Annotated in this window: 11 protein-coding genes; 8 read left to right on the top strand and 3 right to left on the bottom strand. The window is 74.7% G+C overall.

Going from position 1 to position 13,587, the window contains the following annotated elements; translation table 11 throughout:
* The first annotated feature begins 35 nt into the window (after positions 1–35).
* The 3 genes from IF88_RS0119360 (at position 36) to IF88_RS0119350 (ending at position 4,235) form a co-directional block, all read left to right on the top strand.
* Entirely contained in the window at positions 36–1,439 is a 1,404-nt protein-coding gene (locus IF88_RS0119360) for a DUF692 domain-containing protein (protein ID WP_030713543.1), read from the top strand.
* On the top strand, positions 1,436–2,494 hold the full coding sequence (locus IF88_RS0119355; protein ID WP_030713541.1) for a TIGR04222 domain-containing membrane protein: 1,059 nt from the start codon (positions 1,436–1,438) through the stop codon (positions 2,492–2,494). The genes IF88_RS0119360 and IF88_RS0119355 overlap by 4 nt, the downstream gene beginning before the upstream one ends.
* A gap of 100 nt (positions 2,495–2,594) precedes the next feature.
* Complete coding sequence (locus IF88_RS0119350; protein ID WP_030713538.1) at positions 2,595–4,235, top strand: alpha/beta fold hydrolase; 1,641 nt, start codon at positions 2,595–2,597, stop codon at positions 4,233–4,235.
* A gap of 113 nt (positions 4,236–4,348) precedes the next feature.
* On the opposite strand, the gene hemQ is transcribed toward IF88_RS0119350, so the two are convergent.
* The gene (gene hemQ, locus IF88_RS0119345; RefSeq protein WP_030713537.1) at positions 4,349–5,062 is read right to left on the bottom strand and encodes a hydrogen peroxide-dependent heme synthase; all 714 of its coding nucleotides are present in this window, start codon (positions 5,060–5,062) and stop codon (positions 4,349–4,351) included.
* Between the two features lie 4 nt (positions 5,063–5,066).
* Positions 5,067–6,572: a protoporphyrinogen oxidase gene (gene hemG / locus IF88_RS0119340; protein WP_078892991.1), complete on the bottom strand. Its 1,506-nt coding sequence runs from the start codon at positions 6,570–6,572 to the stop codon at positions 5,067–5,069.
* 138 nt (positions 6,573–6,710) lie between these two features.
* Here hemG and IF88_RS0119335 point away from each other — a divergent pair, with 138 nt between their 5' ends.
* The gene (locus tag IF88_RS0119335) at positions 6,711–7,844 is read left to right on the top strand and encodes a DUF4349 domain-containing protein (protein ID WP_063754816.1); all 1,134 of its coding nucleotides are present in this window, start codon (positions 6,711–6,713) and stop codon (positions 7,842–7,844) included.
* Positions 7,845–7,904: 60 nt separating this feature from the next.
* Positions 7,905–9,287, top strand: coding sequence for an FAD-dependent oxidoreductase (locus IF88_RS0119330; protein ID WP_030713528.1), 1,383 nt, complete (start codon positions 7,905–7,907; stop codon positions 9,285–9,287).
* Positions 9,288–9,383: 96 nt separating this feature from the next.
* On the opposite strand, the gene hemE is transcribed toward IF88_RS0119330, so the two are convergent.
* Positions 9,384–10,448 carry a uroporphyrinogen decarboxylase gene (hemE, locus tag IF88_RS0119325; RefSeq protein WP_030713525.1) on the bottom strand — a complete coding sequence of 355 codons (1,065 nt, stop codon included), beginning with the start codon at positions 10,446–10,448 and terminating at the stop codon, positions 9,384–9,386.
* A 91-nt stretch (positions 10,449–10,539) separates the two neighbouring features.
* Between hemE and IF88_RS0119320 the strand changes: the two genes are divergently transcribed.
* The 3 genes from IF88_RS0119320 (at position 10,540) to IF88_RS0119310 (ending at position 13,570) form a co-directional block, all read left to right on the top strand.
* On the top strand, positions 10,540–11,202 hold the full coding sequence (locus IF88_RS0119320) for a DUF3000 domain-containing protein (protein ID WP_030713522.1): 663 nt from the start codon (positions 10,540–10,542) through the stop codon (positions 11,200–11,202).
* Positions 11,203–11,473: 271 nt separating this feature from the next.
* Entirely contained in the window at positions 11,474–12,136 is a 663-nt protein-coding gene (locus IF88_RS0119315) for a helix-turn-helix transcriptional regulator (protein ID WP_007267191.1), read from the top strand.
* A gap of 150 nt (positions 12,137–12,286) precedes the next feature.
* Positions 12,287–13,570, top strand: a complete 1,284-nt coding sequence (locus IF88_RS0119310; RefSeq protein ID WP_030713519.1) for an HRDC domain-containing protein — start codon at positions 12,287–12,289, stop codon at positions 13,568–13,570.
* Positions 13,571–13,587 lie beyond the last annotated feature (17 nt).

Raw genomic sequence — 13,587 nt, 5'->3', positions numbered from 1 at the left:
TCGGCACACGATGCGTTGAGAGGGGGCGAGGGGACATGAAGCCCATGGCACACCTGGGGGTGGGCATCGGCTGGCGGCCGGAGATCGCGGACGCCGTCGAGCGGCTGCCCGGCCTCGACTGGGTCGAGGTGGTGGCCGAGAACATCTGCTCGGGGCACCTGCCCGAGGCACTGCTGCGGCTGCGCGAGCGCGGCACGAGCGTCGTGCCGCACGGGGTCTCGCTCGGCCTCGGCGGCGCCGACCGGCCGGACCCGGCGAAGCTCGCGGCGCTCGGCGAGCGGGCGGTGGCGCTGGGGGCGCCGCTCGTCACCGAGCACATCGCCTTCGTACGGACCTCCTCGCCGGTGCTGGAGGCCGGGCACCTGCTGCCGGTGCCGCGCACGCGCGACGCGCTGGACGTGCTGTGCGAGAACGTACGGATCGCGCAGGACGCGCTGCCCGTACCGCTGGCGCTGGAGAACATCGCGGCGCTGTTCTCGTGGCCGGGCGAGGAGCTGACCGAGGGGCAGTTCCTCACGGAGCTGGTCGAGCGGACCGGTGTCCGGCTGCTCATCGACGTGGCCAACCTGCACACCAACCGGGTCAACCGGGGCGAGGACCCGGCGGCCGTCCTGGACGCGATCCCGTTGGAGGCGCTGGCGTACGTGCACGTGGCGGGCGGGGTCGAGCGGGGCGGCGTCTGGCACGACACGCACGCGCACCCGGTGCCGCCGGTGGTCCTCGACCTGCTCGCCGCGCTCCGCTCGCGGGTGGACCCGCCGGGCGTGCTGCTGGAGCGGGACGACGACTTCCCGCCGGAGGCGGAGCTCGCGGGCGAACTGGAGGCGATCCGGGCGGTGGTGACGGCCGGCCCCGCAGCGGGGCTCCGGGCGGAGCCCGCGCCGGAAGCCGCAGCCGTATCGGAGGCCGCCGCCGGGCAGGAGGGCGTGCGCGAAGCCGCCGCCCGGCAAGAGGGTGTGCGCGAAGCCGCCGCCCGGCAGGAGGCCGCACCGGAGGCCGCCGCCGGGCCCGGGCTCCCCGTCGCCACCGAGCCGGTCCGGACCCGGGTCGCGCTCGGGCAGGCCGCGCTGCTGTCGGCGCTGGTGGCCGGGACCCCCGTACCCGAGGGCTTCGACCGCGGGCGCGTCCGGGTGCAGGCCCGGGCGCTGGCCGCCAAGCGGGCCGACGTGGTGGCCAAGGTGGCTCCGGAGCTGCCCGGGCTCCTGGGCGGCAGCGGCCCGTACCGCGAGGCCTTCCTCGCGTACGCCAAGGGCCGCCCGATGACCGCCGGATACCGGCGGGACGCGCTGGACTTCGCCGAACACCTGCTGATCCAGGACCTGCCGGCCGATCCGGCCGCCCGGCGCCGGCTCACCGCCTGGTGGCGGGAACGGGCCGGGGTGCGGCCGCCCCGCCGGGTCGTCCGCTGGGCCCGCGCCCTCGCGGGGAGGGCGGCATGAACCTCCTCGCCGTGGCGCTCTGGACCGCCGTCGCCGTCTCCTCCTTCCTGCTGCTGCGCGGGGTGCGCAGGGGCCGCCCCGCCACGGCGGGACCCGCGGCCGCTCTCCACGACCTGTCCGAGGCCGCCTTCGTGGTGGGCGGGCCCGCCACCGTCGTGGACGCCGCGCTCGTCTCGATGCTCGGCGACGGCCGCCTCGTGGTCGGCGGTCCGGGCATCGTCCAGGTGCGTCCCGGGGCGCGGGCCACCGACCCGGCCGAGCGCGCCGTGCTCCAGGCCTACGCGGGAGCTCCCTCGGGCTGGCTCTACCAGGTGCGCTACGCCGCCATGTGCGACCCGGCCGTCCAGGAGATCGGGGACGCGCTGGCCGACCGCGGGCTGGTCCGCCCGCCCGGATCCGGGCGGAGCCGGCGCCGCTGGGGGCTGGTCCAGACCGTCGTGTGCGCGCTCCTGATCCCGGTGTCGCTGGTGCTGACCTTCGTGGGGCTCGCCCTCGACAGCGGCGCCCAGGTGCCGTTCATCGTGAAGGTGCTGCCGGTGCTGGTGATCGGCATCGTCGTGGGCGTGATCGGCTCGGTCCGGGCCAGAAGCCGGATCACCGGGGCGGGGCTGCGGGCGCTGCGGGCGCTGCGTTCCGCGTACGTGAACGACCGGACCCCGCACGTCCAGACCGCCCTGTTCGGGCTGCGCGGCCTGCGCGACCCGTACCTGCGGCAGCAGCTGGTGCCCGCCGCCCGCGGCACCCGGCTGGCCGCCGCGCAGTCGGGCGCCCGCTCCCACCACACCCACACCCACGGCTCGTCGTCCCATTCCTCGGACATGCTGCTGCCGGTGGTCTGGTGCGCCGCGAGCGACGGCGGGAGCGGGGGCTCGGGCTGCGGGGCCTCGGGCGGTGGCTGCGGTTCCGCCGGCAGCGGCTGCGGGGGCAGCGGCTCCGGCTGCTCCGGCGGCAGCGGTTCGAGCTGCGGCAGCTCCTCCGGTTCCAGTTGTTCGAGCAGTTCGGGCTCCAGCTGTTCCAGCAGTTCGAGTTCGAGCTGTTCCAGCAGCAGTTCCTGATGGGCCGAGGGGGGCCACGGCGGACACCCGCCGGTGATCCTTTACAACGGACACGGCCCGGCCTCTCATCACTTCATACGATGAGAGGCAGGCCCCCGTCATGCGGACGCGACTCGCGCGCCACGGCGCCGCCGCGGCGGCGCTCTCCCTCGCCCTGTGCACACCGGCCGTCGGGGCCGCCGGGGCCGAGTCGGCCAAAGCCGCCGCCACCGCCACCGCCGACGCCGAGTCGGCCGGAGCCGCGCTCGCCGCCCGCCGCGCCGCCACCGCCCGCCTCGACTTCCGCGCCTGCCCCGCCGTCGAGGGGCTGTCCGGCCCGGTCCGCTGCGCCGAGCTGCGCGTACCGCTGGACTACGCCCGCCCCCACGGCCCGCAGATCTCCCTCACCGTCAGCCGGGTCGCCGCCACCCCCGCCCGCGGAGCCGTCCGCCAGGGCGCGCTCGTCCACCACCCCGGCGGCCCCGGAGCCTCCGGGATGCACTTCCCGCTCGTCGCCGAACTGCCCGAGTGGCAGCGGATCGCCGCCGCCTACGACCTCGTCGGCTACGCCCCGCGCGGTGTCGGCCGCTCCGCCCCGCTGTCCTGCCAGGATCCCGCCGCCCGCGCCACGGGCCCCACCCAGGAGCCGGCCGAGCCCTCCCCCGCGTACAAGAGGCAGCGCGCCGGGGCCGCCCGGGCCTACGCCCGCGGCTGCGCGCAGCGGGCCGGCGCGGCCCTGCCGTACTACTCGACCCTGAACAACGCCCGCGACCTGCACGTCCTGCGCGCCGCGCTCGGCGAGGACCGGCTGACCTTCCTGGGCGCCTCGTACGGCACCTACCTCGGCGCCGTCTACGCCACCCTCCACCCGGGCCACGTCCGCCGGATGGTCCTGGACTCGGCGGTCGATCCCGACCCGCGCCGCGTCTGGTACCGCAACAACCTCGCCCAGGCGGCCGGCTTCGAGCGCCGCTGGTACGACTTCCGCGCCTGGGCCGCCCGGCACCACGGCACGTACCGCCTCGGCGCCACCCCGGCGGCCGTGCAGGCGAGCTTCGAGCGGGTCCGGGACGCGGTGGCCCGCAAGCCCGCCGGCGGGCGGGTCGGCACCGGCGAACTCCGCGCCGCCTACCTCCAGGCCGCGTACTACGACGACGTCTGGCCGCAGCGGGCGTCGGCCCTGGCGGCCTTCCTGCGCGGCGATCCGGCGCAACTGGCCGCCCAGGCCGCTCCGGACCCGGCCGGGGCGGCCGCGGCGGAGAACGCGACGGCCGTCTACACGGCGGTGCTGTGCAACGACGCCCCCTGGCCCGCGGACTGGGAGACCTGGGACCGCGACAACACCGAGCTGGCCCGCACGGCCCCCTTCGAGACCTGGGCCAATGCCTTCCTGAACCTGCCGTGCGCTTCCTGGCCGGTGGCCCGGCGGCAGCGGCCGGTGGCGGTCGAGGGGCCGGTCGGGCTGCCGCGGACGCTGGTGGTCGCGGCGGAGCGGGACGGGGCGACCCCGTACCCGGGAGCGCTGGAGCTCCAGCGGCGGCTCGGCGCCGGGGCCGGGCTGGTGACGGAGGCGGGGTCCGGCTCGCACGGAGTTGTCGGCGGACGCAACGACTGCGTGGACCGTCACGTGGAGCGGTATCTGCTGACGGGCGCCATCCCGGGATGGCGCGTCACGTGCGCGCCGCATCCGGAGCCCGCACCGGTGTCGCTGGACGACCGGGCAGCGAGCGCCCGCAGGGCGCTGCTGCCGCCAGTCGTCTGAACTTCCGGGCGGGATCTCCGGCTGCGTCGTTTCGGGGGCAGGGCCTCCCGATCCACCGGAGGAACTCACCTGACGGTGTGGTCGTCCTCCGGTCCTTCCCCCCAGGGGAGGTATCAGGCGAGCCCGGCCACCAGATCGGCGACGGACTTGCGGCGTCCGGTGTAGAAGGGCACCTCTTCCCGGACGTGCATACGGGCCTCGGAGGCGCGCAGGTGACGCATGAGGTCGACGATGCGGTACAGCTCGTCCGCCTCGAAGGCCAGCATCCACTCGTAGTCGCCCAGCGAGAAGGAGGCGACGGTGTTGGCGCGGACGTCGGGGTAGCCGCGGGCCATCTTGCCGTGGTCGGCGAGCATGCGGCGACGGTCCTCGTCCGGCAGCAGGTACCAGTCGTAACTGCGCACGAAGGGGTACACGCTGACGTAGTCGCGCGCGACCTCGTCGGCCAGGAAGGCCGGGATGTGCGACTTGTTGAACTCGGCCGGGCGGTGCAGGGCCATGTTCGACCACACCGGCTCCAGCGCGCGGCCCAGCTTCGTGCGGCGGAACAGGTTGTACGCGGTCTGCAGCTCGTCCGCGGTCTCCGCGTGCCACCAGATCATGATGTCGGCGTCGGCGCGCAGGCCGGAGACGTCATAGGTGCCGCGGACGGTGATGTCCTTGGCGGCCAGCTGGTCGAACAGCTCCTGGACCTCGTCGGCGAAACCGGCGCGGTTCTCGGGCAGGACGTCCTTCAGCTTGAAGACGGACCACAGGGTGTAGCGGATGACCTCGTTGAGGTCCTTCGCCTTCTTCCCCGCGTTGGGAATCTTCTCTGGTGCAGTCATGTTCCTATTGTCCCGTGCGCTGATCAGTGGTCGGCGCCAGGGGTGCCGTACGCGCACCGAGGGAGGCGAGCACCGCCTCCGCGGCCCGGCCGGCCCCGGCGATGCAGGCCGGGATGCCCACCCCGTCGTAGAGCGCGCCGCACACCGCGAGGCCCGGCAGGGCGGCGACGGCGCCGCGGATCCGGGCGACGCGGTCGAGGTGGCCGACCGGGTACTGGGGCAGCCCGCCGTCCCAGCGGGTCACGGTGGAGGCGACCGGCCGGGCCGCGAGGCCCACGGCCTCGCCGAGGTCGGCGAGGGAGACGTCGACCAGCTCGCCGTCCTCGCGCCCCAGGTCGGCCTCGTCGGCGTACCGGCCCACCGAGGTGCGCAGCAGGAAGAGCTCGGGATCCGCCCCGGCCCAGGCCCACTTGTTGCTGGAGAAGGTGGAGGCCTTGATGGTCCGGCCGTCCACGGGCGGTACGAGGAACCCGCTGGCGCCACCGTCGGCGACGGCGGCCGGCAGGTCGGAGCGGCGGAAGGCCATGGTGACCAGGGCCATCGAGGCGTATTCGACCCCGCGCAGCTCGGCCGCCGCGGTGGGCGCTAGCCCGTCGAGCAGGCGGGCGGCGGGCCCGGCCGGGGTGGCCAGGACCACACCGTCGGCTTCGATCGTCCCGGCGGTCCCCGCGGTCCCGGCGCCGACCACGATCCGCCAGCCTTCAGCCGTACGCATGACCTCGGTGACGGGGGCGCCGGTGACGATCCGCGCTCCGGCCGCGCGGCAGGCCTCGGCCACGGCGAGCGGGAGCCGTCCGATGCCGCCGTCGATGCCGGCGAAGACCGGACCGGCCTGCTGGGGCTGGGCCGCGGCCCTGCGCTGCAGTTCCCGTACGCCGTCGGACAGCAGGGCGTGCGTCCGGGCGGCCTCGAAGAGCTGGGGGACGGCGGCCCGCATGGAGATGCGGTAGGCGTCGCCCGCGTAGACCCCGCCGAGCAGCGGCTCCACCAGCCGGTCGACGACCTCGTGGCCGAGCCGGGCGGCGACGTACGCGCCGACGGCGACGTCCTCGCCGATCTCGGCGGGCGGCAGTTCGCGTTCGGCCTCGATGCGGGCCAGGCCCTCCGCGGAGAGCACGCCGGAGGCGGCGAGCGGCCCCGGGTCGCCCGGGACCCCCATGACGTGCCCGCGCGGCATCGGCCGGAGCGCGCCGCGGGTCCACAGGTGGGCGGTGGCGGTGGCGGGGGGCTGGACGGCTTCGCCGAGGCCCACGGCCCGGGCGAGGTCCACGCCTTCGGGGCGACGGGCGAGCATGGATTCGGCGCCGAGGTCGACGCGGGCCCCGGCGAGCTCGCCGGCGTACAGCTTGCCGCCGAGGCGCGGTCCGGCCTCCAGCAGCGTGACGCGGGCGCCTTCGGCGAGCAGCCGGTGGGCCGCCGCGAGGCCCGCGATGCCGCCGCCGATGACGACGACGTGGCCGGGGGAGCCCGGTCGGCCCGGCCGATCCGTACGCATGTCCGCTTCGTGCATGGACACATCGTCTCAGACCGATCTCCGAGGCCGGACCGTGACCGCATCGGGACCGGCCCGGGACCGTGTGAGCGAAACCCGCGACGGGACTCCGAGCGTCGAAACGGCAACACCAGTCGATCTCCGGGGGTTTGCACGATGCGTGCTCCACACAGACACCGTTCCGCGGCGGCCCTGGCCGCCCTCTCCCTGACCGGGGCGCTCGCGCTCACCGGCTGCGGCGCCGACGGCGGGGGCAAGACGTCCTCGGCCGACCGGGCGGCGGTCGCGCCGGCGCCCGCCCAGGACGGCAAGGCCCCGGAGGGGGCGAAGGGCGCCGCGGCGGCTCCGGCCCCGTCCGCGGCTCCGGGCGACAAGAACGCCCCGCCGGCGGCCGCGGTCCGCCCGAACGTGATCCGCACGGCGACGCTCGGCATCGAGACGACGGACGCCCAGAAGGCCCTCGCCGCGGCCCGCGCGGCGGCCGACGGGGCGGGCGGCTACGTCGGCAACGAGTCCACCCGGCGCGGCGAGGACGGCCGGATGACCTCGACGGTGACCCTGCGGGTGCCCGGCGAGCGCTACGACGCGGTGCTCGGCGCCATGGAGGGCAGAGGGAGGCTCCTGCACCGCAAGGTCGACGCGCAGGACGTCACCGAGAAGGTCGCCGATATCGGCAGCCGCGTCGCGTCGCAGCAGGCCAGCGTGGCCCGGGTGCGGGAGATGATGGGCAAGGCCACGGCGCTGAGCGAGGTGGTGATGCTGGAGAGCGAGCTGAGCCGGCGTCAGTCCGACCTGGAGTCGCTGCAGGCGCAGCAGGCGGCGCTGAAGGACCAGACCTCGATGGGCACCATCACGCTGGAGGTCTCGGAGCCCGCGCCGAAGCCGGCGGCCGCGGACAAGAAGAAGGAGAAGGAGCCCACCTTCCTGGGCGCCCTGAAGGGCGGTTGGGAGGTCTTCACCAAGATCGTGCGGTATCTGACGGTGGCGGTGGGCGCGCTGCTCCCGTTCGCGCTGACGGCGGCCGTCGTGGCGCTGCTGGTCCGGCTGTACCGGCGGCGGCGCCCGGCCCGCCCGAAGGCGGCCCCGGTCACGGCGTCGGCCCCGCGCACGGCGTCGGCCCCGCGCACGGCCCCGGCCCCGAGCACGGCCCCGGTCACGGCCCCGGCCCCGAGCACGGCCCCGGTCACGGCCCCGGTCTCGCAGCGGACCGCGACCGCGGCCCAGGTCCCCGCGCCCCGGACGCCGGCTTCGGACCCCGAGGCAGACGCGGACACGAACGTGCAGGACTGAACGCGTGTTCGGCCGTAGCGTGTCACCATCCGATGTCGGGGTGAAGGGGCGGTACGGACGATGGCGACGGAACGACTGGTGGTGGTCGGCGGTGACGCGGCGGGGATGTCCGCCGCGTCACAGGCCCGCAGGCTCAAGGGCCCGGAGGAGCTGGAGATCGTCGCCTTCGAGCGCGGGCACTTCACCTCGTACTCCGCGTGCGGCATCCCGTACTGGGTCGGCGGCCGGGTCGCCGAGCGCGACGACCTGATCGCCCGCACCCCCGAGGAGCACCGCGCGCGCGGCATCGACCTGCGCACCCGCACGGAGGTCGTTGAGCTGGACCTGTCCGGATCCCGGGTCCGCGCCCGCGATCTGGACAGCGGATCCGAATCCTGGACGGGCTACGACAAGCTCGTCCTGGCCACGGGCGCCCGTCCCGTCCGCCCCCGGCTCCCCGGCATCGGCGCGCACGGGGTCCACGGGATCCAGACCCTGGACGACGGCCAGCGCCTGATGCGGTCGCTGGAGCGCACCCCGGGCCGCCGGGCGGTCGTGGTCGGCGCGGGCTACATCGGCGTGGAGATGGCGGAGGCCCTGGTGGAGCGGGGCTACGAGGTGACCGTGCTGCACCGGGGCGCGCAGCCGATGGCCACGCTGGACCCGGACATGGGCGGCCTGGTGCACAGCGCGATGAACCGCATGGGGATCCGTACGGTCTCCGGCGCCGAGGTCACGAAGATCCTCACGGACGAGCAGGGCCGGGCCCGTGCGGTGGCCACGGCCGCGGGCGAGGAGTACGAGGCGGACGTGGTCGTGCTCGGCATCGGCGTGGAGCCCCGTACGGCCCTCGCCCGCGCCGCCGGCCTGCAGCTCGGCCCGTCGGGCGGCATCCTCACGGACCTCTCGATGCGGGTGCGGGGCCACGAGGACATCTGGTCGGGCGGCGACTGCGTGGAGGTCCTGGACCTGGTCGCGGGCCGCACCCGGCACATCCCGCTGGGCACGCACGCCAACAAGCACGGTCAGGTCATAGGCTCGAACGTGGGCGGCGGCTACGCGACGTTCCCGGGGGTCGTCGGCACGGCGGTCAGCAAGGTCTGCGACCTGGAGATCGCCCGTACGGGACTGCGCGAGCGGGACGCCCTGGAGGCGGGCCTGCGCTTCGTGACGGCCACGATCACCTCCACCACGACCGCGGGCTACTACCCGGGCGCGGCGGAGATGACGGTGAAGATGCTGGCGGAACGCCGCACGGGCCGCCTGCTGGGCGTCCAGATCGTCGGCGGCGCGGGGTCCGCGAAACGCGTGGACATCGCGGCGGTCGCCCTCACGGCGGGCATGACGGTGGACCAGATCGTCGCCCTCGACCTGGGCTACGCCCCGCCCTTCTCCCCCGTCTGGGACCCCGTCCTGGTGGCGGCCCGCAAGGCCGTCTCCGCGGTCCGCTCGGCGGGGGTCTAGCCCTCGGCTCCGTCGGATGTGCGAAACGCCGGTCCGTGCCATGTCATGCACGGCACGGTACCGACGTCTCGATCTTGCTCGGGTGCGGTTTTCCGCTCAGCGGGCCGTCTTGGTGTGGACGTAGTCCACCAGGCGGGTCAGGGCGTCCGGGTCGGTCGTCGGGAGGACGCCGTGGCCCAGGTTGAAGACGTGGCCCTCCAGTCCGGCCGCGGCCGCGAGGACCTCGTCCGTCTTGGCCTCGACGGCCTCCGTCGTGGAGAAGAGCACCGCCGGGTCCAGGTTGCCCTGGAGCGCCTTGCCGGGACCCACGCGGCGGACGGCCTCGTCCAGCGCGACCCGGTAGTCGACGCCCATGACGTCGGCGCCGGCCTCGCCCATGAGGCCGAGGAGCTCGCCCGTGCCCACGCCGAAGTGGATCCGCGGGACCCCGTACGAGGCGACGGACTCCAGGACCTTCGCCGACGCGGGCATCACCGAGCGGCGGTAGTCCGCCGGGGCGAGCGCGCCGACCCAGGAGTCGAAGAGCTGGACGGCGGAGGCGCCGGCCTCGATCTGGACCTTCAGGAAGGCGGAGGTGATCTCCGCGAGGCGGTCCAGCAGGTCGGCCCACAGCTCCGGGTCCCCGTACATGAGGGCCTTGGTGTGCTCGTGGTTCTTCGAGGGGCCGCCCTCGACGAGGTAGCTCGCGAGGGTGAAAGGCGCGCCCGCGAAACCGATCAACGGCGTGGCGCCCAGTTCACTCGTGAGCATGCCGATCGCCTCGGTGACGTAGGAGACGTCCTCGGGGGTGAGATCGCGCAGCTGTGCGAGGTCCTCGCGACGGCGGATCGGCTGGGCGACGACCGGGCCGACGCCCGGCTTGATGTCCAGGTCGACGCCGATGGCCTTCAGCGGGACCACGATGTCCGAGAAGAAGATCGCCGCGTCGACGTTGTGGCGCCGCACCGGCTGCAGGGTGATCTCGGTGACCAGGTCGGGGCGCATGCAGGACTCCAGCATGGCCGTGCCCTCGCGCACCTTGCGGTACTCCGGGAGGGAGCGCCCGGCCTGCCGCATGAACCACACCGGGGTGTGCGGCACCGGCTCGCGTCGGCACGCCTTCAGGAAGGCGGAATCGTACGTCTGACTCGGCTGGCCCGTCGGGCGTTCGTTGGCGCTCACGACCCAAATCTTCGCACGTATGAAGAAGTGCCCGACCCGGCGCGGGTGTCCCTGCGCCGTACGGCCGCACATACCGCCTAGTCTTCCCCGCATGGCTGCGGCTCAGGGACGATTTTCAGATGGCGCTGACGGTGTGGACAGCGCGAAGGAGAGCTCCGTCCCGCTCCCGTTCCGCCGGGCGGTCGACGGCTTGAAGAAGGCGCGGCTGCGTGCCGGCATCGAGATCGACCCGACGAAACCGCCCCAGAGACTGGCCCCGCACGCCTACGCGCTGGAGGCCGCGGTGGTCGACGGTGAGGACGACCTCGCCGACGGCCGGCTGATCCTGCTCCACGATCCGGCCGGGCACGACGCCTGGCACGGGACCTTCCGGCTGGTGACGCTCGTACGGGCCGAGCTGGAGCCCGAGATGGCCGCGGACCCGCTCCTCCCCGAGGTCTGCTGGTCCTGGCTGACGGGTGCGCTGGACGCGCGCGGGCTGACGTACGGGGAGGCGAGCGGAACCGTGACCATGGCGGGCTCGCACTACTTCGGCGGGCTCGCGGAGCGGCGCCCGGCCACGCAGATCGAGATCAGAGCCTCGTGGACGCCCCGCGAGGGCGTGGGCGGGGTGCCGGACACCTCGGCGCACCTGGCGGCGTGGTGCGAGCTGCTGTGCCAGATCGCGGGGCTGCCGCCGGTGGGTCCGACGGACACCGCCACGGGGGTCGTCTCCCTGCCACAGCGGCGCGGTCCGCACCACCCGCAGCCGTAGGGCCGTACGGCCGCCCCCGCGGACGCCGGGAGACACCGGAACGACCGGTCGAGGCCCGCAACGGCGTGTCGGAAGGCGGCATCCGATGCGGGCTTCTGATCACCCGATGATCGATCGTGCGTCCGAATTGCCCGAATTGTTACTCACCAAATCGTGATCATTCCCTAAAGCCGGGCGGGTGACGTGCCGAAGGAGTCAGTGACCATCCGTACGGTTCGCACCGGCTTCCTTCCCCGAGCCGGCCGTCCCGCCACTCCCCCAGGAGGCCTAGGTGTCCGTTCTTCTCGAGCAGCCCGCAAGCCTGGTCGCCTACCGCCCGAACAAGCCGACGGCCATGGTCGTCGTGGCCGACCCGCGCGTCCGCTCCACCGTGACCCGCCATCTGTGGGCCCTCGGAGTCCGTGACGTGATCGAGGCGTCGTCCATCGCGGAGGCCCGCCCCCGCGTCGGCAGCCCGCGCGACATCTGCGTGGCCGACGTACACCTGCCCGACGGTTCCGGTCTCACCCTGCTCTCCGAGACCCGCGCCGCCGGCTGGCCCAACGGTCTGGCCCTGTCCGCCGCCGACGACATCGGCGCCGTGCGCAACGCCCTCGCGGGCGGAGTGAAGGGCTACGTCGTCACCGGTACGCGGACCAACATCGGGCTCCCCACCCGCCCCGGCGCCGCCCCCATCGGCGCCGCGGCCGCCCGTATGCACCGCCGCCCCCCGGGTGCCCCGAGCCACCCGGGCGGCTACCGCGAGCTCTCCGGCCGCGAGGTCGAGGTCCTGCGCCTCGTCGCGGAGGGCCAGTCCAACAAGGCCATCGGCGTCTCGATGGGCCTGTCCGCCCTGACCGTCAAGTCCCACCTCGCCCGCATCGCCCGCAAGCTGGGCACCGGTGACCGCGCCGGAATGGTCGCCGTCGCGCTGCGCACCGGGATCATCCACTGAGCGCGGGGCGGAGCCCCCGGATACCGTCCCCCGGACCCGGTCCGGGGGAACCTCCCGGGATACCCCCGGAAAACTCCCCGCGTACTGCTCGCGCCCGTCGACGGAACGTTCCGGCGACGGGCGCGTCGTATACACGGATACCCTTGACCGGTGACCGACGCCCAAGAGACCGCAGCAGACCTGCGCACCACCACCGGGGGCGGCCCCCCGGACGACGTCGTTGTTCCGCCCGGTGGGCTGCCGATCCCGTTGCTGGAGCCCCGTGAGGGGATCCCGCCGGTGGTCGCCGACGCGGACGCCCTCGCCGAAGTGGTCGCGGCCTTCGCCGCGGGCACCGGCCCCGTCGCCGTCGACGCCGAGCGAGCCTCCGGATACCGCTACGGCCAGCGCGCCTACCTGGTGCAGCTGCGCCGCGAGGGTGCGGGGTCCGCGCTGATCGACCCGGTGGGCTGCCCCGACCTGTCCTCGCTGGGCGAGGCCCTGTCCGGCACCGAGTGGATCCTGCACGCCGCCACCCAGGACCTGCCCTGCCTGCGCGAAATAGGCATGGTGCCCACCTCCCTCTTCGACACCGAGCTGGCCGGCCGCCTGGCCGGCTTCCCCCGGGTCGGACTCGGCGCGATGGTCGAGAGCGTGCTCGGCTACGCGCTGGAGAAGGGCCACTCCGCCGTCGACTGGTCCACCCGTCCGCTTCCCGAGCCGTGGCTGCGCTACGCCGCACTGGACGTGGAGCTGCTGGTGGACCTGCGGGACGCGCTGGAGAAGGAGCTGGACCGGCAGGGCAAGCTGGAGTGGGCCCACCAGGAGTTCGACGCCATCGCCTCCGCCCCGCCCGCGCCGCCCCGCAAGGACCCGTGGCGCCGTACGTCCGGCATGCACAAGGTGCGCCGGCGCCGTCAGATGGCGGTCGTACGGGAGCTGTGGGAGTCCCGGGACCGGATCGCGCAGCGGCGCGACGTGTCGCCCGGCAAGGTGCTGGGCGACGCCGCGATCGTCGAGGCCGCGCTGGCCCTGCCCGCGAACGTGCACACCCTGTCCGCGCTGCCCGGCTACGGGCAGCGGATGGGCCGCCGCCAGCTGGACCAGTGGATGGCCGCCGTGGACCGGGCGAAGGCCCTGCCCGAGAGCGAGCTGCCGCAGCCGGGGGCGACCCCGGCCGGTCCGCCGCCGCCGCGCTCCTGGGTGGACAAGGACCCGGCGGCCGCGGCCCGGCTGTCGGCGGCCCGTACCGCCGTCTCAGCGCTGGCGGAGGCCCTCAACCTGCCCCAGGAGAACCTGATCACCCCCGACACGGTCCGCCGGCTGTGCTGGGAACCGCCGCAGCGGCTCGACGCGGACACGGTGGCGCAGGCCCTGGCCGGCTACGGCGCCCGCGCCTGGCAGATCGAACAGGTGACGCCGGTCCTGGTCACGGCCCTGACCGCGATCGCGTAGGAGGTCGCCCGCCGTGC

The organism is Streptomyces sp. NRRL F-2580 (assembly GCF_000720115.1).
Classification (GTDB): domain Bacteria; phylum Actinomycetota; class Actinomycetes; order Streptomycetales; family Streptomycetaceae; genus Streptomyces.
This window is presented reverse-complemented; position numbering and strand designations above follow the sequence as displayed.